The organism is Citrobacter arsenatis, from assembly GCF_004353845.1.
GTDB lineage: Bacteria > Pseudomonadota > Gammaproteobacteria > Enterobacterales > Enterobacteriaceae > Citrobacter > Citrobacter arsenatis.
Genome location: NZ_CP037864.1, coordinates 903,267 through 929,923, shown reverse-complemented (window position 1 = coordinate 929,923; position 26,657 = coordinate 903,267). Strand labels below are relative to the sequence as shown.

Here is a 26,657-nt window from a genome sequence, read left to right as displayed (position 1 = left end):
CGGATGGCGGCGTCTTACGCCTTATCCGGCCTACAGGTATATCCTCGTAGGCCTGATAAGCGTAGCGCCATCAGGCAATTAATCAATGCTGCTCATCTAACTGCAACGCCACATACAACAGCAGTCGATCGTCAAAATTTCCCAGATCCAGCCCGGTCAGTTCTGAAATACGGTTCAAACGATACTCCAATGTATTGCGGTGAATAAACAATGCTTTTGAAGTTGCCAGCGGCTGAACGTTATGCCGAAACCATGCCGCTAAAGTCCGACGCAGCAACCCGTTGTTATCCATCGCTTTCAGCCTTACCAGCGGGCGCGCCAGCTCATTGGCCTGCCAGCCGCCGCGCAGGCTGTCCAGCAGTACCGGCAGCATCAAATCTTGATAGAAATAGCTACGGCTCTCCGGCATCCGCTGCTTGCCAACCATCATGGTGGTGCGCGCAGTACGATATGAACGGGCAATGCTGCCAGGCCCGGTAAAATAGTTGCCCAGCGACACGCGAAAACGCAGTTGTCCGTTCTCTTTCATACGGGTAATAAGCTGCTCAACGCGCTTGCGATGATCTTCAGCGTCCCAGCGGCCAAACTGATTGAGCGCCGGTTTCAACACCACCATCTCGGTCAGGGAAACAATCGCAATCAAATTATTACGTTCAGGGGTGGTCAACGCGTTCTGCAATTGCTGTAGCTCCGCCATCGCACTATCAACGCCAAGCTGACCGCTATCAACCTCCACTACCGCCACTACGCGCGGCTGGTTCAAATCAATGCCTAATCGCTGCGCCCATTCCATCAGCGCCGGGGTATTCTCCTCCGCCTGAATCAGGTTCATCACCAGCTCTTCACGCAGACGAGTATCCTGCGCTAACAGATGCATCAGACGCGATTGCTCCAGCATCATTTCGGCGGTCATGCATACCAATTCGCCATACTTGCGCAGATGTTCCGGCTCGCCGGTAAGTCCGATAACGCCAACAATTTCGCCTTCCAGACGCAGCGGTAGGTTTATCCCCTGACGCACACCGTGCAGATGTCGGGCCACCGCATCGTCAATATCGACCACCCGACCTTGCGAAAGTACCAACAGCGCGCCTTCGTGCAATTCACCAATACGTTCGCGATCGCCGCTGCCGATTATCCGCCCACGGGCATCCATTACGTTGATATTGGTATCAATGATGCGCATGGTACGTGCGACGATATCCTGCGCCATTTTGGTATCAAGATGCCAGCCAGCCATAAACCCCTCCTGTGAGCAGAGCTCAAGCATAGGGAAGATAATAAGCAGCGGCATTGTGCAAATGCACAAAGCGGAAGGGAGAAGTATGGAGTTGTGGGTAGTATCACAAAAAGAAACCCCTTCCTGTGCAGGAAGGGGTTTAGGGAGATTACTGCATCAACAGATAGATAGAGCTGTCACCACGCTGAATATTCAGCGCCAGTACCGCCGGTTTGCTATCGAGAATTTTGCGCAGTTCAGCGATGTTTTTCACCGGCTGCTGGTTCGCACCGATAATCACATCCCCTTTCTTCAGGCCAATCTGTGCAGCCGGAGTATTCGGTTTCACGTCGCTTACCACGACCCCTTTGTCCTGGCCTTTGTTGCTCATATCGGCACCTTCAATGCCTTTGAAGATTGAGCTGGAATCAACCTGAGTCTGGCTGCTCTGCTGCAGTTCCAGATTCACAGTGACCGGCTTACCGTCGCGCAGCAGGCCAAGGTTAATTTTGCTGCCTACCGGCATAGTTCCCACCTGCGCACGCAGAGCGGCGAAGCTGCTGATAGGTTTACCGTTCAGCGAGGTAATCACATCCCCGGCTTTAATACCTGCTTTCGCGGCAGAAGAGTTCGGCATCACCTGGCTGACAAATGCGCCACGCTGAGCGTCAACTTTCATCGCTTTCGCCAGCTCAGAGCTCAGCTCGGTGCCCATAATACCCAGCTCACCGCGTTTAACCTGACCAAACTCAACCATCTGTGAAGTCAGGTTTTTCACCATGTTGCTTGGGATTGCAAAACCGATACCGATGTTACCGCCGTCCGGTGCGAGGATCGCCGTGTTAATACCGATCAGCTCACCGTTCAGGTTGACCAGCGCGCCACCGGAGTTACCACGGTTGATCGCAGCATCCGTCTGAATAAAGTTTTCGTAGTTCTCCGCGTTCAGGCCGCTACGACCCAGCGCAGAAACGATGCCGGAGGTCACGGTCTCACCGAGGCCAAACGGGTTACCGATTGCTACGGTGTAATCACCCACGCGCAGCGCGTCGGAATCTGCCAGCTTAATTGCCGTCAGATTTTTCGGATCCTGAATTTGGATCAGCGCGATATCGGAGCGCGGATCTTTGCCCACGATCTTCGCGTCAAATTTACGGCCATCGCTCAGTTGAACCTTAATCACCGTAGCGTTATCCACCACGTGGTTGTTGGTCACGACATACCCTTTCGCGGCATCAATAATTACGCCGGAACCCAGCGCCATAAATTTCTGCTGCTGGCCGCCGCCGTTACCAGCGCCCGGTGCGCCGCCCTGGCAGAACGGTGAACTCTGGAACGGAGAACCGTCCTGGCAGAACGGTGAATTATCACCGAAGAACTGCTGGAAATTACGCGGCATACGCGGCGTATTTACCGTCGTGCTCCCCTCGACGTTAATACTCACCACCGATGGCATCACTTTTTCGAGCATCGGGGCCAGGCTTGGCATCTGTTGGGCGGTCATTGCTGAAGACGACGTCTCAGCCGCTGTGGCAGACAGGGGGGACAACGCCAAACCTAAACTCAGAGCCAGTGCACTCATTGCTAATGTGGTTTTTTTCATGTGTTTCATTCTCGATTAACAGGTAACGCAAAATTGCTGTATACGTCAGAGTCGTTTTATAGCGCTAAGTTCCAGAATTGAGTTTAAGGAAAAAGTAAAATTTTATTGGCCGTCTTTACAAATGAGTATTTATTGTTCTACGGCCATCAAACGACGATATTCATCCCATGCATACAAATCTGTCATCCCGCTGATATAATCCTGAATCAGCCGGCAGCGATAATAATATTCCAGTACAGAAAACTCAGCGCAACCCGTTGATATTTTACTAACCGCCTCAACATAAGCAAGACGATGGCGGGTAGACAACTTCTGAAATAATCGGGATTCAATAGGAAAACGTTTTACTCTTTCATTGTCCACCAGTTCAGTAAAATCTGACTGGGACATTTTTAATAAAGGCTGATAGATTTCCAACAATCCGCTGATCACCCGATAGCCCTGCAATTCCAACTGCTCTACGTCAGGATGGCTAAACACATGTTTTACCGCCACATTCTTATAAACGCCTAGCAACTGACTGAAGCTGCTGGCATCTTCTAACAGCGCGTGATTAAAGCTACCTTCAAAAATCTGCGGTAAATTATCAATAAACCGCTGGGCCGCATACGGCACCAGTTTATTCAGCGTATTGACGCGTAAATACATAAAGAACTGATCTTCTGTGCTGCGGCTTAATGTATTTGAACGTGATTTCTCCCAAGCGTTCTCAACAACCTGACTAAACAGGGAGCCTTTTTCGTGATGCCCCCACGCCTCATGCAGATGGTGATAAAGTTGCTCAACGCTAAAGATTCTTTTCTCAACGGCATCTTCCAGGTCGGCCACGCAATAAGAGATATCATCGGCAGCTTCCATAATCCAGGTTAATGGAAAACGACTGTAAGGTGCTAATGATAATTCTTTACGTAACCGCTCAATATACGGTTCTTCAGAAAGGTAATAGCCCGGTTTCTTCATTAAATAGTGATGAGTTGTAGGCGTACTGCCGCGCCACCACGCCGGACGGGTATATTTTAAAATACCGCCAACCTGCGCCCAGGTCAGATTCATACGCATCAAAGTATGCACCAGGCGAATACCCTGAGCATTGCCTTCAAAATGGCACAGGTCCTGACGCACCTTACGTCTGATATCATTCAACGACTCTTCACCTTCGCGCAAACGCAATGCCGCCACCAGGCAGCGGTCGTCGCTAAGGGGCTGGCTATCCGCGTCGGCGGGATACAGTCGCTGGCGGAACCAGTCATTGATCGCCGCTTCGCCAAAATGACCAAACGGCGGATTACCAATGTCATGCATCAAACACGACATTTCGACAATACTCTCAAACGGCCCCGTTAGTTCATCCAGACCATACTGCTCCAGCAGCTTTAGCTCTTTCAGTCGGCTGAGGATCTCTTTGGCGATATAGCGCCCAACCTGCTGAACCTCCATCGAGTGCGTCAGGCGCGTACGAACCGCCGCGTTACGCTCCAGCGGAAAGACCTGGGTTTTTTGTTGCAGGCGGCGAATAGCCGGCGAATTGATAATGCGTCCACGATCGCTTTCGAAAATACGCAGGATCTCATGCTCCGTCTTCACACCCTGCGGCGAACGGTAACGACGATGCCAGTTTATTTTTTTTCGGAAATCGATCTGTACCATATCCTCTCCCGCCTGAGAAATGCGCTACCCCTTAAGCGCATGATAGACTATGCCCTCAAATCTGGCTTATCGCGAGTAAATCTATGAAAATCGGCATCATTGGTGCAATGGAAGAAGAAGTTACGCTACTGCGTGACAAAATCGAAAACCGTCAGACTATCTCTCTCGGCGGTTGTGAAATTTACACCGGCCAGTTGAACGGTACCGAGGTTGCGCTACTGAAATCAGGCATCGGTAAAGTGGCTGCGGCACTGGGCGCGACGCTGCTGCTTGAACGCTGCAAGCCGGACGCCATCATTAACACCGGTTCCGCAGGCGGCCTGGCCTCTACGCTGAAAGTGGGCGATATCGTGGTTTCTGACGAAGCGCGCTATCACGATGCTGACGTTACCGCCTTTGGTTATGAATTTGGCCAGTTGCCGGGCTGTCCGGCGGGTTTTAAAGCCGATCCTGCGCTGATTGCCGCAGCAGAATCCTGCATTGCAGAACTGAATCTGAACGTCGTTCGCGGGCTTATCGTCAGCGGCGATGCCTTCATTAACGGCTCGGTGGGCCTGGCTAAAATCAAGCATAACTTCCCGCAGGCAATCGCCGTAGAGATGGAAGCGACCGCGATTGCGCACGTTTGCCATAACTTTAATGTGCCGTTCGTCGTGGTACGCGCCATTTCTGACGTCGCCGATCAGCAGTCCCATCTCAGCTTTGACGAGTTCCTGGTCGTTGCCGCGAAACAGTCAAGCCTGATGGTTGAAACGCTGGTACAGAAACTGGCGCATGGCTAAATTACTCTCCAGGGCGCTGGCCGCCCTGCTTTTCACTCTCCCGGCGTTCCTTTACGCCGCACCGCGCGTTGTGACGCTTTCTCCTGCCAATACTGAACTCGCTTTTGCTGCCGGCATTACCCCCGTTGGCGTCAGTAGCTATTCAAATTACCCGCCCGAGGCCAAAAGCATTGAGGAGGTCTCCACCTGGCAAGGCATGAATCTGGAACGCATTGTGGCGCTCAAACCGGATTTAGTCGTCGCCTGGCGCGGGGGAAATGCTGAGCGGCAGGTAAATCAACTGACCGCGCTGGGAATTAAGGTCATCTGGGTGGATGCTGTTACCATTGAGCAAGTTGCCGATGCGCTCCGCCAGTTAGCGGCGTGGAGCCCTAAGCCTGAGCAGGCCAAACAGGCGGCGCAAACCCTGCTTGATGACTATGCTTTACTTAAATCTCAGTATGCCAACAAACCGAAAAAACGCGTGTTTCTCCAGTTTGGCGCTAATCCTCTGTTTACCAGTGGAAAAGGCTCTATTCAGCACGAAGTTCTTGAGGTATGCGGTGGAGAAAACATCTTTGCCGGCAGTCGGGTTCCCTGGCCGCAGGTTAGCCGTGAGCAGGTCCTGGCACGAGCGCCCCAGGCGATTGTTGCAACCGGAGGCCCGGGCGAAACTCTGAAAATTGAACAATACTGGGGAAACCAGCTAAAAATACCCATTATTACACTTAATAGTGACTGGTTCGAACGCGCGAGCCCGCGTATTATCCTCGCCGCAAAACAACTCTGTAATGCGCTTTCACAGATAAATTAGCGCCTGCCCCACCAGGTCTGTTGTGAGGATTTAAAAATGCTCGTCTATTGGCTTGATATTGTCGGCACCGCGGTATTTGCTATCTCTGGCGTCTTACTGGCCGGAAAATTACGTATGGATCCGTTTGGCGTTCTGGTCCTCGGCGTGGTTACCGCGGTTGGCGGCGGAACGATCCGCGATATGGCGCTGGATCACGGACCGGTTTTTTGGGTTAAGGATCCGACAGATCTGGTTGTGGCGATGATCACCAGCATGCTGACAATCCTGCTGGTACGTCAGCCACGACGCTTACCGAAGTGGATCCTTCCGGTGCTGGATGCCGTTGGCCTGGCGGTGTTCGTGGGGATTGGCGTCAACAAGGCATTTCTCGCAGAAACGGGACCGCTAGTGGCGATTTGTATGGGGGTGATTACCGGCGTTGGCGGCGGGATCATTCGCGACGTGTTAGCGCGTGAAGTCCCGATGATTCTACGCACCGAAATCTACGCCACGGCGTGTATTATCGGCGGGATCGTGCATGCAACGGCGTTTTATACCTTTAATATATCACTGGAAAACGCCAGTATGATGGGGATGATCGTCACTCTGCTGATTCGGCTTGCCGCCATTCGCTGGCATTTGAAGTTGCCGACATTTGCGCTGGATGATAACGGGCGTTGATGTGACGATACAGAACATGTAGGCCGGATAAGGCGTTTACGCCGCCATCCGGCACATTGCCCGGTGGCGCTACGCTTACCGGGCCTACACCATCAGACCATCGGTATTACAGACAGCAATCAGATGCTGAAAGAAGAGCCACACCCGCAGGTGCTTTTCGCATTCGGGTTAGTCACAACGAAGCGGGAACCTTCCAGACCTTCGGTATAGTCAACCGCGCCGCCCACCAGATATTGCAGGCTCATCGGATCAACTACCAGACCAACACCTTGTTTCTCAATGGTCATATCACCATCGTTCACCTGATCGTCAAAGGTGAAACCGTACTGGAAACCGCTGCAACCACCGCCGGTGATATACACGCGTAATTTCAGATTCGGGTTATCTTCATCAGCGATCAGGCTTTTTACTTTATTGGCTGCTGCTTCTGTAAATTGCAGTGGCAGCGCTACGTCATCACTCATATTTTGCTCCAAACGACATTGGCAATTGGGCAAATTATAACCCAATGGTTAAGGCCATTATCTAATACCCTGGTATTTCGTTCAAGTATTCTCGCCAGCGGTGGTACCCTGGCTTTTTGCCGCCTGCTCCGCTTCCTGTTTTGCCAGCGTGCGGGCAAGGATAGTCGAGTATAGCGGCTTTCCGCCCATAAATTGGGCTAATAGTGTTGCGCCAAGACAGGTAATAATCATTGGCAAAATGAGCTGATAGTTATCGGTCATCTCCAGCACCAGCACAATACCGGTTAGCGGCGCACGCACCGAAGCCGCTAATAAAGCCCCCATTCCGGCAATGGCAAAGGTTCCGGCCTCCAGATGATACTGCGGAAAAGAGGCTGCCGCCGCCATACCGAACGCGGTACCAAGCAGCGTACCCAACGCCAGCATCGGGGCAAAAATCCCACCGGGCGCGCCGGACGAGAAGCAAAGCAGCGTGGTAACGACCCTGGTGATAAATATAAACAGCAGCAGACCGACGCTAAAATTGCCAGCCGCGGCGATAGGAATCAGGTTAAACCCGCCGCCTGCCGCTTCCGGTTGAATTAAGCCGAGGATCCCGCACAGACCGCCGATCGCGCCCCCCATCAGCACCCATTTTTTAATTTCACCGCCGTGAAAGCGCTGGAACATATCCTGGGTACGTAACACCATGGTGTTGAACAATGGCCCAACACAGCCAAAAATAAGCCCGAGCACCAGATACAGCCACAGCGTATTTATCGGCGCATTGGAGAGCTTACCGACTTCAATAATCGGCGCTTCGCCGTTGAACACACGAAACACAATGCTCGACATAATAACGCCGGTAAATACGGCTTTGATCGAGACAAGGTTATAGCGAAACTGCGGGCGCATCTCTTCAATAATGAACAGGATCCCCGCAAGCGGCGCATTAAACGCCGCCGACAGCCCCGCAGCCGCACCGGTGGCCAGCAGGGTATGTCGCGCTTCGGCGCTGCGCATGCGGAAAATATCCAGCACCATGCGCCCAATATTGCCGCCAATCTGCACGGTCGGTCCTTCTCGCCCAAGCACCATGCCTGCGCCCAGCGTGCCCATACCGCCGATAAATTTCACCGGCAAAACGCGCCACCAGCGCACAGGTCGCAACTCTTCCAGCGCGCCTTCAATCTCAGGGATCCCGGAACCTCCCGCTTCCGGCGCAAATTTACGCACCAGAAAATAGCCGACCATCGCCAGCAGCGCGGAGAGAATAAACGCCAGCGGCCACAGCAGAATGGCATGGTCCGCAACCTGCGCCAACGCACCAATGCGGTGGTTCTGTACCCAGGTCACCGCTTTTTCAAATGCCACGCCAACCAGTCCCGTCACGGTACCGACAACTGCAGCCATCAACAGGATCGCCAACGGCGTTTTGTCTCGTTCCAGGAGTCGACGGATTTGATCCCTGCGGCGTAAACGCACAATTTGTTGTGCTTCAAAAGAGGGAGAGTCAGTCTTCATCAGATGATCATTAATTGGTAATACAAATACGGAATCGGCATTCTACTCGCACATTTCACGAAAATCCCCTGCAAATCGCATTGTTTCAATTGCGTAAAACTTTCATAACCTTCTCTGAATAACTAGAATAGCGGGCATTTACTTTTTCTACGAACCAGGACCCCATCCATGAGTAAGTCTGAAAATCTCTACAGCGCAGCACGCGAACTTATCCCAGGCGGCGTTAACTCCCCCGTTCGCGCCTTTACTGGCGTGGGTGGAACTCCGCTGTTTATCGAAAAAGCGGACGGCGCGTATCTGTACGATGTCGATGGTAAAGCCTATGTCGATTACGTCGGTTCCTGGGGACCGATGGTGCTGGGCCATAACCACCCGGCAATCCGTAATGCGGTGATTGAAGCGGCAGAGCGTGGTTTAAGCTTCGGCGCGCCGACCGAGATGGAAGTGAAAATGGCGGAGCTGGTCACTGAATTAGTGCCGACCATGGACATGGTGCGTATGGTGAACTCCGGTACGGAAGCGACAATGAGCGCAATCCGTCTGGCGCGCGGTTTCACCGGTCGCGATAAGATCATCAAATTTGAAGGCTGCTATCACGGTCATGCCGACTGCCTGCTGGTTAAGGCCGGTTCCGGCGCATTAACGTTGGGACAGCCTAACTCCCCGGGTGTTCCGGCCGATTTTGCGAAACACACCCTCACCTGCACCTACAACGATCTCTCTTCAGTACGTGCGGCATTTGAACAGTATCCACAAGAGATCGCCTGCATCATCGTTGAGCCGGTCGCGGGCAACATGAACTGCATCCCGCCGCTGCCGGAATTCCTGCCGGGCCTGCGTGCGCTGTGCGATGAGTTTGGCGCGCTGTTGATCATCGATGAAGTCATGACCGGTTTCCGCGTAGCGCTGGCCGGTGCGCAGGATTATTACGGCGTCGTTCCGGATCTGACCTGCCTGGGTAAAATCATCGGTGGCGGAATGCCCGTTGGCGCATTCGGCGGTCGTCGTGATGTGATGGACGCCCTGGCGCCGACCGGTCCGGTTTACCAGGCGGGTACGCTTTCCGGTAACCCGATTGCGATGGCAGCAGGTTTTGCCTGTCTGACCGAAGTGGCCCAACCGGGTATTCATGAAACGCTGAACGAACTGACGACGCGTCTGGCGGAAGGTTTGCTGGAAGCCGCCGAAGAAGCGAAAATTCCACTGGTAGTTAACCATGTAGGTGGGATGTTTGGGATTTTCTTCACCGATGCAGAAACCGTGACCTGCTATCAGGATGTGATGGCATGCGACGTTGAACGCTTCAAGCGTTTCTTCCACATGATGCTGGATGAAGGGATTTACCTGGCACCGTCTGCTTTCGAAGCGGGCTTTATGTCCGTGGCGCACAGTGAAGACGATATCAATAACACCATCGACGCCGCGCGCCGGGTGTTTGCGAAACTGTAAAAGAGAACGTTCAGAAACAATGTAAGCCGGGTAAGGCGAAGCCGCCACCCGGCTTTTTTATTGCCGAATGGCGACGCAAAGCGTCTTATCCGGCCTACATGAAAAGAATCAGCCTCAGCGACTCTGCTTTCTTAGCAGATAGATAAAGTACGGTGCGCCGATAAACGTCGACAATAACCCCGCCGGGATCTGATACGGAAACAGTACCATTCTGCCGCACCAGTCAGCAAAGACCAGAAGCACGCCACCCGCCAGCGCTGAAATCAGCATATGCGGCATCGCCCGACGAAACCCCATCATGCGAGCAATATGCGGTGCCATCAACCCGACAAAGCTTAACGGTCCAATGGTCATGGTTGCTGTCGCCGTCAGCCCTGCCGCCAACAGCAATAACCCCACACGCGACGGCGTGATTGCCATCCCCACAGCCCGCGCCGTATCACCGCCGAGCGGTAAAATCGTCAGCCAACGACGGCACAGCGGGGTCATCGCCAGCAGGATGACCATCACAATCCCGGTGCGCAGTACCTGTTCGCCCGTCGCGTTATAGGTTGAGCCGGAGATCCAGGTCAGTACTCCCGCCATACGCGGATCGCCGCTGGCTTGCAGCATCATCAGCAGCATAGTAAACGCCGTGCTGAGCGCCATCCCTGCCAGCAGCATACGGTGCGGCGAAAAACCACCGCGCCCGGCGGCAATCATAATGATAAGCAAGGTGACCGCAGCCCCGAAGCTCCCGGCAGGCAGCAGCCAGCCGAAGGCATTGCCGGGGACCAGAAACAGCATCAGCACTACGCCAAATGCCGCACCAGAACTAATGCCCAGCACTTCCGGGCTAGCCATTGGATTGCCGGTCAGGCGCTGAATAATACAGCCCGCTACCGCCAGCATTACCCCGGCAATCAGCGCCGCCAGAATACGTGGCCAGCGCCAGGGCATCAGCTCATCCAGCATCGCGCCGCTGGCCCATGTCCAGCCGTGCGCATCGCGACCAAACGACAGCGCCACCACCAGAGTCAACAGCAAGAGCACTCCGCCCGCCAGTGCAAACATCAGTACATTCTGACGCTCAGCGGCGATACGGTCGCTGGCATTCATATCCGGTGCGCTCATACTGCGAAGGCGCGGCAACAGCCACAGCAGTAATGGCGCACCAATCAGCGCCGTCACTGAACCAGTGGAGACTTCCATCCATACGCGGGTCAGCCACAGAATGATTTGGTCAGAGAGCCAAAGGATTAACGCGCCAATCAACGGGGCAAGCATCAGACGCGCCAGCAAACGCCGCGCGCCGAGCATTTTCGCCAGCAGCGGTGCAAACAAGCCGATAAAGCCAATAATTCCTACGGCATTAACCAGCAAGGCGCTGAGAACAATCGCCAGCGATAAGGCTGCCAGACGCGCCAGCGACAGTGCCAAACCGAGGTTGCGCGCCACACCGTCATCCAGCCCCATCAGCGTCATTGGCCGCAACAACAGCAGAGTCAGCATCACGCCGCCCAGCAGCTGCGGCCACAGGCGCTGTACGCCGCTCCAGTCGGTTTGCGTTAGCGTACCGCTGCTCCATAAAAACATGCTTTGCAGCTGATCGTGATGGAAGATAACCATCAACTGGTTAATCGCCCCGCAGTACAGGCTGACCACCAACCCGGCCAGGATTAACGTTACCGGGGAAAGACGCTTACCCCAGGCTACGCCAAACACCAGTGCCCCTACGACACATGCTCCCGCCAGCGCCGCAAATTGCGTGGTCAGCGCACCGGGAATTGCCCACAGCGTGGTAACCGTAATGCCCAACTGCGCACCGGTCGCAACGCCCAACGTGGTTGGCTCCGCCAGCGGGTTACGCAGCACCTGCTGAAACAATACGCCGACCAGCCCCAGCCCGGCGCCAACCAGCAGCGAAATCGCCAGCCTCGGCAGCAGACTATAGTGGAAAACCATCTGTTTAATGGCATCGATATCTGGTGACCAGATAGCTTGTTGCCACTGGCTGCGCGGAAGCGCAACGGAGAAGTTAACCCATGTCAGCCAGCAGGCAGCAACAAACAGCACCAACAACAGCAACGCCGGATGGCGGCTTCGCCTTATCCGGCCTACAAAGCGCCCAAACCGTAGGTCGGATAAGGCGCTTTTCGCGACGCTATCCGGCACTTCAAGTTTCCTGCTCACGCTTTGCCTCCCAACGCATTATCCAAAATTCGGGCAAAATGCATTGCCGATAGCGTTGCGCCATAGAACCACACGGCCGGCACGCGCTGAAAACGCCCGCTACGGACAAACGGCATCGCCTGCCACAACGGCGTGGACATCAGTGCCGCCATCTCTTTATCGTTACCGTGGTCAAAGCACAACACATCGACATCCTGAAAGGCAGCCAGACGGTCAATACTCACGGCGGTACTGCCCCAAAAGTTAGTCTCTCCCTGCCAGGCGTTGGGGATCCCATATTCGTCCAGCACCTCCTGGAACAGGCTGTTTGGGCCAAACACCAGCATATGTCGCGAATCAAGCAGGGAAGTGAGAAGCACAGGGCGTGCGCCGCGTTGAATAAAGCGCGGCTTCAGGCTGGCGATAAAACGATCGTACTCGGTCAGATGGCGTTCAGCAGAGGCTTGAAGATTGAACAATTGCGCCATTTCCTGCAGCGATTGTCGTGCAACGGCCAGCGGCTTTTTGCCGTCGCTGAAATTAAACCCCCGACCAGGCGCAATCCGCGCCAGCTTTTCGGGAGAAGGACCATAGCCTGCCGACCAGAGCAGAAACGAGGGTTTCATTTCGGTCAGCAGTTCGAGATTGGGTTCCGTGCGTAACCCGACGTCAATCACCGACTCCGGGAGAGGAGGCTCATTAACCCACAGCTTGTAGTTAGGGATATCGGCAATGCCATACGGCGTAATACCCAGCGCCAGTAACAGCTCAACCGGCAACCATTCCAGCGCCACAATACGCTGTGGATCAACCGCCCCAGCATGCGCCGTATTCATCCGCCACAGTAGCGGAGACAGTGCCATCGCCGTAAGCAGCCGCCGACGGGTAATATGATGTAATTCAATCATTAATAGACAAAACTCACGGGTGCGGCACCGGCCGGATGCGGCAAAATGCCCATCGGGATACCGTAAATCTGTTCCAGCGTTTCACTGCGCATCAGTTCAGCTGGCGTTCCCTGGGATATCATTTCACCGCCGCGCAGCGCAACGAGGTAATCGCAGTAACGGGCTGCCATGTTGATATCGTGCAGCACCGCAATCACCGTCAGCCCGCGCTGCTGGCTTAAGCGATGCACCAGCGCCAGCACGTCAACCTGATGAGCGATATCCAGCGCGGAGGTCGGTTCGTCAAGCAGCAGGCAGCGGCTGTCCTGCGCCACCAGCATGGCAATCCACGCGCGTTGGCGTTCTCCGCCGGACAAGCTATCAACCAGACGATGGGCCAGCGGTTTTAAGCCGACCAGCGAAATCGCTTCTTCGACTTTCTCTCTGTCGGCAACACCAAAACGTCCCAGCGCCCCGTGCCACGGATAGCGGCCAATCGCCACCAGTTCACGCACCGTCATCCCTTCCGCCTGCGGCAACTGCTGCGGCAGATAGGCGACCTTGCGGGCAAACGCTTTGCTGCTCCAGTTCTCCAGCGGCTGTTCGTCGAGCAGGATTTCACCTTCCGACGGCGGCTGATGGCGTCCCAGCATTTTCAATAACGTCGATTTTCCGGAACCGTTATGACCAATAAGACCGGTCACTTTCCCCACAGGAAAAGTTAATGAGAGAGGATGCAAAAGCGTGCGGCCAGGCACACGAAAGGAGACATTACGCAACGCAAAAGTGGTGTCGGGATGGGATCTGTTTTCCTGCATAGCAGCCAACTTGTAAAACGGGCACGCAAAGCGTGCCCAAAAAGAAATTAGAAACGGAAGGTTGCGGTTGCAACGACCTGACGTTCCGCGCCCCAGAAGCAGCCATAAGTATTGAAGCAGCTGGCGACGTATTCACGGTCAAACAGGTTGTTCACGTGCAGCGCCACGTTGGAACCAGCCATACCAACACGCGCCAGATCGTATCGTACTAACGCATCTACCAGCGTGTAGCTTCCCACTTTGAAGGAGTTTGCCGGATCGCCATAGCTCGAACTAGTATAACGAACCCCCGTACCCAACGTCAGCCCGGAAAGCGCGCCATCATAGAGGGTGTAATCTCCCCACAGTGATGCCATATGTTTTGGCACCTGGGCAGGCGTGTTGCCTTTGTAGTTGGTGTCGGTGGTGTATTCCGCATCGGTATAGGTATAAGAACCGACCACGTTGACGCTGGCTGACAGCGCCGCTTTCGCTTCGATTTCCACACCACGTGAACGAATTTCGCCGCCTTCAACTGACCAGAACGATCCGTTCGGGTCGGCCATCAGGTTGTTGGTTTTGGTTAACTGGTAAACAGCACCGGTGATCACGATCGGACGATCGCTCGGTACGTACTTCACACCCGCTTCGTACTGCTTACCTTTAGATGGCGCAAAGATATTGCCGCTTTCCCCGACCTGAGAACTAGGTTCAAACGATTCGCTGTAGCTGAAATACGGGGTCACACCGTTGTCGAACAGGTAGTTAACACCGCCACGCCAGGTGAACTGTCTGTCATCACGGGAGTCCAGCGCGCCAGAAACACGGTTCAGTGAGTCCTGCTTAGCCCAATCGTAACGACCGCCCAGAGTGACCAGTACCTTATCCCACTGCATCTGATCCTGAGCGTACAGGCCCGTTTGTTCCTGTTTATTCAGAACACGGTAGGCAGCACCCGGTCCAGTATGCGCCCCGAAATCAAAGTCGCTACGGTCAAGGTTATAGATATCTGATGGCGGTACAGAACCAGCCCAACCAAACCAGGAGTTGATATCGTTACGCATACGCATATAGTCAACGCCGGTCAGCAATGTGTGATCCAGGGAACCGGTAGCGAATTTGCTCTGCAACTGGGTATCAACAGCAAAGTTCTGTAATTTTTCATTATCGTCAACGTACTGACGAGTCAGCGTGTGATCCCAATCGGACTGGGGGATGCTGGCGCAAGGACTGTTAGCCGGATCCTTGGTATAGAGCGGATCGGAGCACATACCGTAGCCATACACGCTATTCTGCGAAACCTTGTTTTGCGCATAACGCAGGTTCTGACGCACGGTAAAGGTGTCGTTAAATTCGTGGTCGAAGCTGTAACCCACCATCTTCTCGTTACGAGAATAGGTATTGTTGTTTGCACCTTCGTTGAAATCGGTCGGCAGACGCGAACCGTTTGGCAGTTTGGACACGGTCCCCTCTTTCGGCAACCAGCCGTAATAACCGGTTTCCGGCTCGTTCTGGAAGTAGGAGAGGAAGGTGAAGTTTGTCTTATCATCCGGACGCCATGTGAAAGATGGCGCGATAGCATAACGTTGTTCTTCTGCGCCCTGCTGCTGCGCATTCGCGGAACGCGCCAGGCCGGTCAAGCGGTATGAGAACACGCCGTCGTCATCCAGCGCGTCGCTGAAGTCAAAACCGGTCTGGAACAGGCTGTCAGTGCCCATTTTGAACTGAACTTCTTTCAGCGGTTCCGTTGTCGGACGCTTGCTGACCATATTCAACAACCCACCTGGGTTGCTCTTTCCGTACAGAACGGAAACCGGACCGCGCATCACTTCGGCGCGCTCAAGCATATAAGGGTCGATAACCGCATCGTTGTAGAAGTTGCCCTGCATCTTCAGACCATTCAGATAGTTATTCTGACTTTGGCCGTCGGCGGCAAATCCGCGAATAATCAGGTAGTCATAGGTATTAGACGCACCACGCGTACCCACGGCAACGCCAGGGGTGTAGCTGAGTGCTTCTTTAACCGATTTCGGCTGATGCAACGCCATCTCTTCGGCGGTGACCACTGAAATAGACTGCGGAACTTTCTGAATAGGGGTATCTGTTTTGGTCGCCGTGGCAGACTGTCGTGCAGCGATGGTTGCCGCTGGCCCCCATGCGCTTTCCTGCGGAGCAGGTGCTGCAGTTACGGTGATGGTTTCTTCTTTCGGGTCAACCGCCGCCTGTGCATAGACAGACATGCCGCTAACCGCTGTGGCTACCACTACTGCGATTTTACGCAGTGATGAACTTGGCTGAGCAGTTTTAAGACGCGCCATTGGTATTTCTCTGATGAAAGTGAATGATAACGTAAACGAGAATTATTATTATAACGGCAGCATGATATTCGAAACTCTGGCGAGATAGCAAGCAATACGCGCCCCTACTAAAACTGAGGGGTTAAGAAATAACCAGATGAAAAGAAAGGGTTAATAAATTAGGCTGAAATGTTTTAACGAATAATGTACCGGATGGCTGCCTTCATTCCGTAGGCCTGATAAGCGCAGCGCCATCAGGCAAGGCAAACTAAAACTATATAGATAGCGCAAAAAAGAAAAACCCGCCGGAGCGGGTTTTTAAGCAGGCGTTAGTTACCGCCAAACATCTCTTTGATCCAACCGGCCACGCCATCACCGTCCTTCTTCTCCTGCTGCGGCGGTTGCTGCTGTTGAGGCTGCTGTTGCTGCGGCTGTTGAGAAGATTGATCGAACGGATTACCCGACTGCTGCTGCATCTCTCCCTGCTGACACAGTGAATCCGGGTCGGTGGTCCATACCGGAAGCGTGCGCATCCCGCCGCTACAAACGAAGTTGCCGTCGTAGTCTACGCCCATATCCACCACATCCTCCGGTGGCGTCAGCACCAACGGGGTCGGCGTTTGGTTCGCCAGATAACGCTGATAAATCGACATCGCGCCGCTGGCACCGTATAGCTTGGTTGGCTGGTTGTTATCACGGCCCACCCAAGTGATGGTCACCTGGCTGCCGTCGATCCCGGCAAACCAGGTATCCACGTTGTTGTTGGTGGTCCCTGTTTTCCCTGCCAGATGCAGACCCGGATACTTCGCGCCAAGCTGGCGGCCCGTACCACGCTGAACCACCTGCTGCATGGTCCACAGCGTCATATACGCCGCCTGCGCCGGAACGGCACGTTCGGCCTGCGGGAAGCTCTGATACAACACCGTACCATCTTCAGCAATCACCGAACGCAGCGCCGACAGCGGCGCACGATTCCCGCCGCTGGCGATAGTCTGGAACGCCTGCGCCACTTCGATTGGCGTCAGGTTTAACGCCCCCAGCAGCATGGCCGGAACCGGGTTAAGCTGATCTTTCGGCGCGCCCAGCTTCAACCAGGTATCGGTTACAGCAGGCAGGCCCAGCGCCATCCCCAGATTTACCGTTGGCACGTTCATTGAACGCGTTAACGCATCCACCAGCATTACTTTACCGCTTTCGCTATAGCGACGGTCATCGTTCTGCGGCGACCACACCTGGCCGTTCGGCTGACGCAGCGCAATCGGCGCGTCGGCAATCCAGGTATTCAGGCGGTAGATTTTCGGCTGGCTGAGCGCGGTCAGATAGGTCGCAGGCTTAGCCAGAGAACCAATCGAACGACGCGCCTGCATTGCACGGTTATAGCCCGCAAACTGCGGTTCAGCTCCGCCGACCATGGCGCGAACTTCACCGCTAAAGCGGTCAACCACCACAATCGCGGTTTCCAGATCGCTCAGCTTACGCTGTTTCTTCAGCACCGGAATGCCTTCCACCGCCGCTTTTTCTGCGGCGTCCTGCGCCACGGAATCAAAGGTGGTGAAAATCTTCACGCCGGAGAGATCTTTAACTTTATCGCCCAGCTTCGCCTGTAGCTCCTGACGCACCATCTGCATAAAGGCTGGCTGCGGCGAAATCACCCCACCACGCGGCTGTACGCCTAACGGACGTGCGCTCAGCATGTCATACAGATCCTGGTCGATAATCTGCTGCTGCTGCAGCAAACGCAGAACCAGGTTACGACGCTCCAGCGCCAGCTTCGGGTTACGCCACGGGTTATAAATCGACGCCCCTTTAACCATCCCCACCAGCAGCGCCTGCTGGTCGAGACTCAGCTCTTCCACCGGACGACCAAAATAATAGAGGCTAGCCAGCGGGAAGCCGCGAATTTCGTTGTCGCCGCTTTGACCGAGATAGACTTCGTTCATGTACAGCTCAAGGATGCGATCTTTGCTGTAACGCGCATCCATCAGCAGCGCCATGTAAGCTTCGTTGGCCTTACGCCAGTAAGAACGCTCGCTGGACAGGAACAGGTTTTTCACCAACTGCTGAGTCAGCGTACTGGCCCCCTGCACCGTGCGACCCGCCGTCAGGTTGGCAAGCACCGCACGACCAATAGAGTAGAGGCTAACGCCATCATGCTCATAGAAGTGACGGTCTTCAGTCGCCAGCAGCGTATCCACCAGCAAGTCCGGGAAGCCGCTACGCGGGACAAACAGACGCTGCTCGCCGTTCGGCGAAGAAAGCATGGTGATCAAACGCGGATCGAGACGGAAGAAACCGAACTGGCGGTTGTTATCCATATTCTCGATAGTGTCCAGATGATCGCCGTCAAAGGTCAAACGCGCGCGCACCTGCCCTTCTTTGCTGTCCGGGAAGTCAAACGGGCGGCGGATCATCTCGATGCTTTTCGCCTGCACGGTAAATTCGCCCGGACGCGTCATCTTCGTCACCTGACGATACTGCGTAGCCTCCAGCAGCTTCACCATCTCGTTCTTGCCGATCGGCATTTCTGGCTCAAGGTTAACCATACGACCATACACCGCCGCAGGAAGCTGCCAGACTTTGCCATCAATACGGCTACGGATTTTTTGGTCCAGATACACGCCGTAAATGGCGATCAGCACCAAAAAGACAATCGACAGTTTTACCAGCAGCCAGAACCAGCCGCGCTTACCACGAGGCTTACGCCCTTTGCCCTTACCCTTACGCGGCATCGGTTCTTCATCCTCATAGTCGTCATCATCATAATCGTCGTCATACTCTTCATCTCTGAGTTGACGACGGCTCACCTTTTGTTTCACCGGACGCGATGGTTTCCCTTTACGTCCAATTGGCTCGCGGTCATTCCCCGCCATGCTTTTTCTCCGCAACATTCAGGCGCAAAGGCCCGATTCTCTGTTCTTCCGTCCTGCGACAGAAGAAGAAATCTCTCAATTATTACCGCTCTTTCGCCGGATGCGGCATAAACCCCTTATCCGGCCTACCGTTTCATTACGAATACTTTTTGGTGCGCCGCGTTGGCGCGGTATTCGCCGGATCGTCCGGCCAGACATGTTTGGGATAACGCCCTTTCATCTCTTTTTGCACCTCGCGGTACGATCCCTGCCAGAACGCGCTCAAATCGCTCGTCACCTGTAACGGCCGTTGAGCAGGAGACAGCAGCTCCAGCACCAGCGGCACGCGTCCCTGGGCGATGGTCGGGGTCTTTGCTTCACCAAACATTTCCTGCATCCGCACCGCCAGTGCTGGAGGATTATCCTCATGATAGCGAATGGCGATCCGGCTTCCTGTCGGCACAGTGTAATGCGACGGCAGTTCACTATCCAGACGTTGCAGCATTGACCAGTCCAGCAAACCACGCAACGCCTGCCCTACATTTAGCGCTTTTAACGCGCGTAACGAGTGTACACCGCTCATGTGCGGCAGCAGCCAGTCTTCCAGCGTCGCCAGCAGAGAATCTTCATCTACCGTGGGCCAGTCATACTCCGGCAACCAGTTTGCCGCACATTGTAAACGCAGGCGAAACTGCTCGGCCTCCGGCGTCCAGTTGAGCACACTTAGCCCTTTATCGCGAATGCCGTTCAACATCGCCTGATGCAACTCCTCTTCCGAGGGCTTGGCCAGCGGCTGTACTTTTACCGTGAGCTGACCAATGCGCGACCGACGCAATGCCTTTAACGTTCCCTGGGTTTCATCCCATTCGATAGTATCGGACTGTTGCAGCAGCTCAGGGCATGCCTGCGTCAGCGCCTCGATATCCAGTGGTAAGGCCAGCAGAATACGCGCATCCGGCGAAGCGCTGCCCTGTAGCAACAGAGGGGCTATCAGCCATTCATGGCGTCCGGAGGCATCATCGGCATCCAGCATTGCCCCCATGCCGTTGGCCAGTTGATAACGCCCTTCCTGCCCGCGTCGACGCGCGATTCGATCGGCAAACGCCTGCGCCAGCAACGGAGCGAGCAGCGTGCTGTCGGGCTGTCCGCTGCGAACATTAAGCCGTTTCAGTAATTGTTGACTGCGCTGCTGCCAGGCGGGCTGATTTCGTGAAAACGCGACTGCCAGATCGGTACTGCCGCCGCGCGGCGGCTCTTCCAGAATCGCAGCCAGTTTTGCCGCCGTTGCCGCTTCGTTCTCATCGGTGGCGCTAACCAGCATCGCCGCTAAACGGGGGTCGTTACCTAACACCGCCATTTTCTGCCCGCGAGCGCTGAGCCTGTCGCCCTCAAGCGCACCCAGCATCTGCAGCAGCCGTTTTGCCGCCTGCAGATTGACGGCGGGCGGCGTATCCAGCCAGTTCAGTTGATCGGGTTCGGTACATCCCCACTGCAACAATTCCATCAGTAGCCCGGACAGGTCGCTCTGTAATATCTCCGCGTCTCCCTGCGACGCCGCTCTTTCCGCCTGCTCTTTGGCAAGCAAATGCAAACAGATACCAGGCTCCAGACGGCCCGCTCGTCCCGCTCGCTGTGTCATCGAGGCCTGGCTAATGCGCTGGGTAATCAGTCGCGTCAAACCGGTACGTGCGTCATAGCGCGCCACGCGCTCCTGGGCGCAGTCCACCACCAGCCGGATGCCTTCAATCGTTAAACTGGTTTCGGCAATATTGGTCGCCAGCACCACCTTGCGCAGACCTTGCGGCGCAGGCAAAATCGCCTGACGCTGCTCGGCAAGCGTCAATGCGCCATACAGTGGGCACAGCAGCACATCGCCGCCCACACGCGTTGCCAGTTGCTCCTGCACGCGCAGGATTTCGCCCACCCCCGGTAAAAATAGCAGCAACGACCCGCTTTCATGGCGCAATAGTTCCGCCGTCGCTATCGCCACCGCTTCATCAAAACGCAAATGCGCTGCCAAGGGTTGATACCGCCGCTCAACGGGAAATGCACGGCCTTCCGAGACGATCGTCGGCGCATCGGGCAACATCTGCTGTAAGCGACCGTTGTCCAGGGTGGCGGACATGATCAACAGTTTCAGATCGTCACGCAGCCCTTGCTGCACGTCCAGCAACAGCGCCAGCGCCAGATCGGCCTGCAAACTCCGCTCGTGAAATTCGTCGAGAATCACCAGCCCGACGCCCGTCAGTTCGGGATCGCGCTGGATCATGCGAGTCAGAACACCTTCTGTCACGACCTCAAGGCGGGTCTGCGGCCCTACACAACTTTGCGCGCGCATGCGATACCCCACGGTCTCGCCGGGCTTTTCATTCAGCAATTCCGCTAACCGCTGCGCTACATTGCGTGCCGCCAGGCGGCGCGGCTCCAGCAAAATAATCCGTCCCTTGATACCGCGATGCTCAAGAAGTCGTAACGGCAGCCAGGTCGATTTCCCGGCACCGGTCGGCGCCGTCAGCAGAACCTGCGACGAGGCATCAAGGGCGGTAAGCAGTTCAGGCACTACGGCGGCAACGGGCAACGACGTCACAAATGGCTCCAGAGGGTTAACATTCTTCGCGCTGCATTGTAGCATCGCGTTAATTCATAACCGAGTATCCATCATGTCTGAGCCAAAAAGGCTGTTCTTTGCGATTGAATTGCCAGGCGAGGTTCGGGAGCAATTAATCCACTGGCGGGCCGCGCAATTCCCCCCTGAAGCAGGTCGTCCCGTTGCCGCCGATAATCTGCATCTGACGCTGGCCTTTTTAGGCGACGTCAGCGCTGAGAAGCAGCAGGCGCTGTCGCAGCTCGCGGGGCGTATTCGCCAACCGGGTTTTACGCTCAAATTCGATGATGCCGGGCAATGGCTGCGCTCCAGGGTCGTGTGGCTGGGAATGCGTCAGCCACCGCGCGGGCTGCTGCAGTTGGCGAATATGCTGCGGGCGCAGGCCGCACGCAGTGGGTGCTACCAAAGCCCGCAGCCGTTTCATCCGCATATCACGCTGCTGCGCGATGCCGGCCACGCGGTTCCCATCCCTCCACCGGGCTTTGGCTGGTCGTTTCCGGTCACGGAGTTTGCGCTTTACTCCTCCTCATTTACACGAGGACGCACGCGTTACACGCAGTTGCAACGCTGGACGCTGACTGAATAATAAAAGGACTGCTGATGCAATTTTCTCCTCCTTTACAACCAGCAACGCTCATACAGCGCTACAAGCGCTTTTTAGCGGATGTGATCACACCGGATGGCACAGCGTTAACGCTACACTGCCCAAATACCGGCGCGATGACCGGATGCGCTACCCCAGGTGACACCGTTTGGTATTCGACATCAGAAAATACTAAACGGAAATATCCACATACCTGGGAATTAACGCAAACCCAATCCGGCGCATTTATTTGTGTTAACACGCTCTGGGCTAATAGATTAACGAAAGAGTCGATCCAGCAGGCGTTAATTTCAGAAGTTTCAGGCTACAGCACGTTGAAAAGTGAAGTAAAATACGGCGCCGAAGGGAGCCGCATCGACTTTTTGTTACAGGCAGATTCCCGACCTGACTGCTATATTGAAGTGAAATCAGTCACGTTGGCGGAAAAAGATCAGGGTTATTTTCCCGATGCCATCACTGAACGAGGTCAGAAACATCTTCGGGAATTGATGAGCGTAGCGGCCGAAGGCAAGCGGGCGGTGATATTTTTCGCGGTGCTACATTCAGCCATTACACGGTTTTCACCGGCGCACCATATTGATAGAAAATATGCGCAATTATTAGTTGAAGCACAGCTTAAGGGGGTCGAAATTCTGGTTTATAAAGCGGAACTTTCTGCCCATGGTATGACTCTTAAAGAGCCGTTGCCCATTACCTTGTAATGGTGTAAACATTTGGTTAATTAGTATTCTGGGCGCGTGGGCAAATACGCTTTTCCTCACAGGGTTGTCAAGTGTTACGTTTAGATAATTGCTATCCGGAAAAGCATCTGCTATTTATAGCGACCTGATTTTTCCCCCGAACATGGGGATCGATAGTGCGTGTTAAGGAGAAGCAACATGCAAGAAGGGCAAAACCGTAAAACATCGTCCCTGAGTATTCTCGCCATCGCTGGGGTGGAGCCGTACCAGGAGAAACCGGGCGAAGAGTATATGAACGAAGCCCAGCTGTCGCACTTCAGGCGTATTCTTGAGGCATGGCGTAATCAACTTAGGGATGAAGTTGATCGCACCGTATCTCATATGCAAGACGAAGCGGCTAACTTCCCTGATCCGGTGGACCGCGCCGCACAGGAAGAAGAATTCAGCCTTGAGCTGCGTAACCGTGACCGTGAGCGCAAACTGATCAAAAAGATCGAGAAGACGCTGAAGAAAGTAGAAGACGAAGATTTCGGCTACTGCGAATCATGCGGCGTAGAAATTGGTATTCGCCGTCTGGAAGCGCGTCCGACAGCCGATCTGTGCATCGACTGCAAAACGCTGGCAGAAATCCGCGAAAAACAAATGGCAGGTTAATTCCGGTCATTTTTACCACGTTTACTACAGGCGGGAGCTTCTCCCGCCTTATTATTTGTTAGCCCGCAAAATGAGCGATTCACACTATATTGGCCGCTTCGCCCCTTCCCCCTCTGGCGAACTACATTTCGGTTCACTGATTGCCGCCCTCGGGAGTTACCTGCAGGCCCGTGCTCGTCGCGGAATCTGGCGAGTGCGTATTGAAGATATTGACCCCCCTCGTGAAGTTCCCGGTGCTGCAGACACGATTCTGCGTCAGCTGGAACATTACGGACTGCACTGGGATGGCGGCATTTTATGGCAATCCCAGCGCCACGACGCCTACCGCGAGGCGCTTGCCTGGCTGCATCAGCAGGATCTTAGCTATTACTGCACCTGTACACGCGCGCGTATTCAGAGCCTCGGCGGCATTTACGATGGCCACTGTCGCGAGTTACGCCACGGGCCTGAACAGGCGGCGGTACGTTTCAAGCAACGTCATCCGGTAATGCAGTTTACAGACCAGTTGCGCGGTGAGATTCAGGCTGACCCGCAGCTTGCAAGGGAAGATTTTATCATTCACCGGCGCGACGGGCTGTTTGCCTATAACCTCGCGGTGGTCGTCGATGACCACTTCCAGGGCGTGACGGAAATTGTACGCGGCGCCGATCTTATCGAACCCACGGTACGACAGATTGCGTTGTACCAACAGTTCGGCTGGCAAGCGCCTGACTATATTCATCTGCCGCTGGCGCTAAACGAACAAGGCGCTAAACTTTCCAAGCAAAATCATGCACCTGCTCTGCCACAAGGCGATCCGCGTCCGGTGATTGTTGCCGCGCTGCGCTTTCTCGGCCAGCGCGACGATATCCCGTGGCAGGAGATGCGCGTGGATCAGATCCTGGCGTTTGCCGTGGAAAACTGGAGTCTGACAGCGGTGCCAGAATCGGCGATATTAAATCCGCCATTCTCAAATGCGCCATGCTGAGCTATGATTAGCCGCTATTTTTACACAGCAACACTTGTTCTGATTGAAGTTTGACACTACCGAGGTGCACTATTTTTACCCGAGTCGCTAATTTTTGCCGCAAGGTGCTAAGCCGCGAGGAGCGCGAGGCCGAGCTTGCCGTCGCCCGTCCACATATGACGGTAATCCCGCGTGAGCAGCACTCTATCTCCCGCAAAGATATCAGTGAAAATGCCCTGAAGGTAATGTACAGGCTCAATAAGGCCGGATACGAGGCATGGCTGGTTGGCGGTGGCGTACGCGATCTTTTGCTGGGCAAAAAGCCAAAAGATTTTGATGTCACTACTAACGCCACGCCGGATCAGGTGCGAAAACTGTTTCGTAACTGCCGCCTTGTCGGTCGCCGTTTCCGTCTGGCCCATGTCATGTTTGGCCCGGAAATTATCGAAGTGGCAACGTTCCGCGGTCATCATGAAGGCAGCGAGTCCGATCGCACAACCTCACAGCGCGGGCAAAACGGTATGCTGCTGCGCGACAACATCTTCGGCTCCATTGAGGAAGATGCCCAGCGTCGCGACTTCACGATTAACAGCCTGTATTACAGCGTGGCCGATTTCACCGTGCGTGATTACGTCGGCGGCATGCAAGATCTCGAAGAGGGCATCATTCGCCTGATCGGTAATCCGGAAACGCGCTACCGCGAAGACCCTGTTCGTATGCTGCGCGCCGTGCGCTTTGCCGCCAAGCTCGACATGCGTATCAGTCCGGAAACCGCAGAGCCGATCCCGCGTCTGGCAACGCTACTTAACGATATTCCTCCCGCACGCCTGTTTGAAGAAGCGCTCAAGTTGTTACAGGCGGGCTATGGGTATGAAACTTATAAGAAACTGCGTGAGTACAGCCTGTTCCAGCCGCTGTTCCCAACCATTACGCGCTATTTCACCGAAGACGGTGACAGCCCGATGGAACGCATCATCGCTCAGGTACTGAAGAACACCGATAACCGCATTAACAACGATATGCGCGTTAACCCGGCATTCTTGTTCGCCGCCATGTTCTGGTATCCGCTACTGGAAGCCGCACAGAAAATTGCGCAAGAAAGCGGTCTGGCCTACTACGACGCTTTCGCACTGGCGATGAACGACGTGCTGGACGAAGCCTGCCGCTCGCTGGCTATCCCGAAACGTCTGACCTCACTGACCCGCGATATCTGGCAGTTGCAGCTACGCATGTCTCGCCGTCAGGGTAAACGCGCCTGGAAGCTGATGGAGCATCCGAAATTCCGCGCCGCTTACGATCTGCTGGCCCTGCGCGCCGAAGTAGAAAACAATGCCGAACTGCAACGACTGGCAAAATGGTGGGGTGAATTCCAGGTTTCAGCGCCACCGGAACAAAAAGGGATGCTGAACGAGCTGGATGAAGAGCCAGACGTACGCCGTCGCCATCGTCGCCCGCGTAAACGCGCGCCACGCCGCGAAGGTTCCGCATGACCCATCGCGTACACCCAATGGACTTCAGGTAAAATCAAGGTGGCGACACAGATGCAGCCTGAAAGACGACGGGTATATATCGCCCTCGGCAGTAATTTAGCCTCTCCTCTGGAGCAGGTTAATGCTGCCGTGCAAGCGATCGGTGAAATCCCCGACAGCCACATCGTGGCGGTCTCCTCATTTTACCGTACGCCACCGTTAGGCCCGCAGGATCAACCAGACTATCTAAACGCCGCCGTGGCGCTGGAAACTACTCTCGCCCCCGAAACGTTGCTGGATAATACCCAGCGTATTGAACTGCAGCAGGGCCGGGTACGCAAAGCTGAACGCTGGGGACCGCGCACGCTGGACCTCGACATTATGCTGTTTGGCGATGAAGTAATTAATACCGAACGTCTGACCGTACCGCACTACGACATGAAAAACCGTGGCTTTATGCTGTGGCCGCTGTTTGAAATCGCGCCGGAACTGATCTTCCCGGACGGCGTCAGCCTGCATCAATCCCTCACCCGCCTTGGCGCAGCAAAACCCGCGCACTGGTAAACTGTTCCCTCTCCTTTAGCCTTTACTGCTTTCG

21 protein-coding genes and 1 pseudogene are annotated in these 26,657 nt (G+C 54.9%); 10 read left to right on the top strand and 12 right to left on the bottom strand.

Translation table 11 applies throughout. The features are described from left to right. Window positions 1–82: 82 nt before the first annotated feature. The 3 genes from cdaR to dgt form a co-directional block, all read right to left on the bottom strand. Window positions 83–1,240: a DNA-binding transcriptional regulator CdaR gene (cdaR, locus tag E1B03_RS05315; RefSeq protein WP_103768349.1), complete on the bottom strand. Its 1,158-nt coding sequence runs from the start codon at window positions 1,238–1,240 to the stop codon at window positions 83–85. Window positions 1,241–1,388: 148 nt separating this feature from the next. After that, window positions 1,389–2,822 carry a serine endoprotease DegP gene (gene degP / locus E1B03_RS05310; protein WP_043018481.1) on the bottom strand — a complete coding sequence of 478 codons (1,434 nt, stop codon included), beginning with the start codon at window positions 2,820–2,822 and terminating at the stop codon, window positions 1,389–1,391. A 129-nt stretch (window positions 2,823–2,951) separates the two neighbouring features. Continuing rightward, a complete protein-coding gene (gene dgt, locus E1B03_RS05305) occupies window positions 2,952–4,469 on the bottom strand; it encodes a dGTPase (RefSeq protein WP_103768350.1) in 1,518 nt (505 codons plus the stop codon). A gap of 83 nt (window positions 4,470–4,552) precedes the next feature. Between dgt and mtnN the strand changes: the two genes are divergently transcribed. From mtnN to E1B03_RS05290, 3 genes are read left to right on the top strand one after another with little or no spacing between them, the layout of a single operon-like run. Then, window positions 4,553–5,251, top strand: a complete 699-nt coding sequence (gene mtnN / locus E1B03_RS05300; RefSeq protein WP_133085803.1) for a 5'-methylthioadenosine/S-adenosylhomocysteine nucleosidase — start codon at window positions 4,553–4,555, stop codon at window positions 5,249–5,251. Beyond that, window positions 5,244–6,044 carry a vitamin B12 ABC transporter substrate-binding protein BtuF gene (gene btuF, locus E1B03_RS05295; RefSeq protein WP_103768352.1) on the top strand — a complete coding sequence of 267 codons (801 nt, stop codon included), beginning with the start codon at window positions 5,244–5,246 and terminating at the stop codon, window positions 6,042–6,044. Before mtnN ends, btuF begins: the two co-directional genes overlap by 8 nt. Before the next feature lie 36 nt (window positions 6,045–6,080). Further along, a complete protein-coding gene (locus tag E1B03_RS05290) occupies window positions 6,081–6,704 on the top strand; it encodes a TRIC cation channel family protein (RefSeq protein WP_133085802.1) in 624 nt (207 codons plus the stop codon). Between the two features lie 119 nt (window positions 6,705–6,823). On the opposite strand, the gene erpA is transcribed toward E1B03_RS05290, so the two are convergent. The 3 genes and pseudogenes from erpA to clcA form a co-directional block, all read right to left on the bottom strand. Continuing rightward, window positions 6,824–7,168, bottom strand: coding sequence for an iron-sulfur cluster insertion protein ErpA (gene erpA, locus E1B03_RS05285; RefSeq protein ID WP_003018581.1), 345 nt, complete (start codon window positions 7,166–7,168; stop codon window positions 6,824–6,826). After that, window positions 7,161–7,226, bottom strand: a pseudogene (gene yadW / locus E1B03_RS26295) (small protein YadW). Before yadW ends, erpA begins: the two are co-directional and overlap by 8 nt. A 23-nt stretch (window positions 7,227–7,249) precedes the next feature. Next, on the bottom strand, window positions 7,250–8,671 hold the full coding sequence (gene clcA / locus E1B03_RS05280) for a H(+)/Cl(-) exchange transporter ClcA (RefSeq protein ID WP_103768354.1): 1,422 nt from the start codon (window positions 8,669–8,671) through the stop codon (window positions 7,250–7,252). 168 nt (window positions 8,672–8,839) lie between these two features. On the opposite strand from clcA, the gene hemL reads away from it, so the two are divergent. Then, entirely contained in the window at window positions 8,840–10,120 is a 1,281-nt protein-coding gene (gene hemL, locus E1B03_RS05275) for a glutamate-1-semialdehyde 2,1-aminomutase (RefSeq protein ID WP_103768355.1), read from the top strand. 114 nt (window positions 10,121–10,234) lie between these two features. Here the strand turns inward: hemL and fhuB are convergent, their stop codons facing one another. The 6 genes from fhuB to hrpB form a co-directional block, all read right to left on the bottom strand. After that, the gene (gene fhuB / locus E1B03_RS05270) at window positions 10,235–12,211 is read right to left on the bottom strand and encodes a Fe(3+)-hydroxamate ABC transporter permease FhuB (protein WP_342774116.1); all 1,977 of its coding nucleotides are present in this window, start codon (window positions 12,209–12,211) and stop codon (window positions 10,235–10,237) included. Window positions 12,212–12,288: 77 nt separating this feature from the next. Further along, on the bottom strand, window positions 12,289–13,179 hold the full coding sequence (fhuD, locus tag E1B03_RS05265) for a Fe(3+)-hydroxamate ABC transporter substrate-binding protein FhuD (RefSeq protein ID WP_133085801.1): 891 nt from the start codon (window positions 13,177–13,179) through the stop codon (window positions 12,289–12,291). Beyond that, the gene (gene fhuC / locus E1B03_RS05260) at window positions 13,179–13,976 is read right to left on the bottom strand and encodes a Fe3+-hydroxamate ABC transporter ATP-binding protein FhuC (RefSeq protein ID WP_103768358.1); all 798 of its coding nucleotides are present in this window, start codon (window positions 13,974–13,976) and stop codon (window positions 13,179–13,181) included. Before fhuC ends, fhuD begins: the two co-directional genes overlap by 1 nt. Window positions 13,977–14,023: 47 nt before the next feature. Beyond that, on the bottom strand, window positions 14,024–16,273 hold the full coding sequence (fhuA, locus tag E1B03_RS05255; protein ID WP_133085800.1) for a ferrichrome porin FhuA: 2,250 nt from the start codon (window positions 16,271–16,273) through the stop codon (window positions 14,024–14,026). Between the two features lie 308 nt (window positions 16,274–16,581). After that, entirely contained in the window at window positions 16,582–19,122 is a 2,541-nt protein-coding gene (gene mrcB / locus E1B03_RS05250; protein ID WP_103768360.1) for a bifunctional glycosyl transferase/transpeptidase, read from the bottom strand. A gap of 136 nt (window positions 19,123–19,258) precedes the next feature. Further along, window positions 19,259–21,688 (bottom strand): ATP-dependent helicase HrpB, encoded by a 2,430-nt coding sequence (gene hrpB / locus E1B03_RS05245; protein ID WP_165955294.1) that lies wholly within the window; start codon window positions 21,686–21,688, stop codon window positions 19,259–19,261. 73 nt (window positions 21,689–21,761) lie between these two features. Here hrpB and thpR point away from each other — a divergent pair, with 73 nt between their 5' ends. From thpR to folK, 6 genes are all read left to right on the top strand, one after another. Next, window positions 21,762–22,292: an RNA 2',3'-cyclic phosphodiesterase gene (gene thpR / locus E1B03_RS05240; RefSeq protein ID WP_103768362.1), complete on the top strand. Its 531-nt coding sequence runs from the start codon at window positions 21,762–21,764 to the stop codon at window positions 22,290–22,292. A 14-nt stretch (window positions 22,293–22,306) separates the two neighbouring features. After that, on the top strand, window positions 22,307–23,011 hold the full coding sequence (gene sfsA / locus E1B03_RS05235) for a DNA/RNA nuclease SfsA (protein WP_103768363.1): 705 nt from the start codon (window positions 22,307–22,309) through the stop codon (window positions 23,009–23,011). Window positions 23,012–23,188: 177 nt separating this feature from the next. Then, window positions 23,189–23,644, top strand: coding sequence for an RNA polymerase-binding protein DksA (gene dksA, locus E1B03_RS05230; RefSeq protein ID WP_003018625.1), 456 nt, complete (start codon window positions 23,189–23,191; stop codon window positions 23,642–23,644). Window positions 23,645–23,714: 70 nt separating this feature from the next. Then, window positions 23,715–24,611, top strand: a complete 897-nt coding sequence (gene gluQRS / locus E1B03_RS05225; RefSeq protein WP_133085798.1) for a tRNA glutamyl-Q(34) synthetase GluQRS — start codon at window positions 23,715–23,717, stop codon at window positions 24,609–24,611. 71 nt (window positions 24,612–24,682) lie between these two features. Then, window positions 24,683–26,080 carry a polynucleotide adenylyltransferase PcnB gene (gene pcnB, locus E1B03_RS05220; RefSeq protein WP_207949465.1) on the top strand — a complete coding sequence of 466 codons (1,398 nt, stop codon included), beginning with the start codon at window positions 24,683–24,685 and terminating at the stop codon, window positions 26,078–26,080. 51 nt (window positions 26,081–26,131) lie between these two features. Continuing rightward, on the top strand, window positions 26,132–26,623 hold the full coding sequence (gene folK, locus E1B03_RS05215) for a 2-amino-4-hydroxy-6-hydroxymethyldihydropteridine diphosphokinase (protein WP_133085797.1): 492 nt from the start codon (window positions 26,132–26,134) through the stop codon (window positions 26,621–26,623). Window positions 26,624–26,657: the final 34 nt, after the last annotated feature.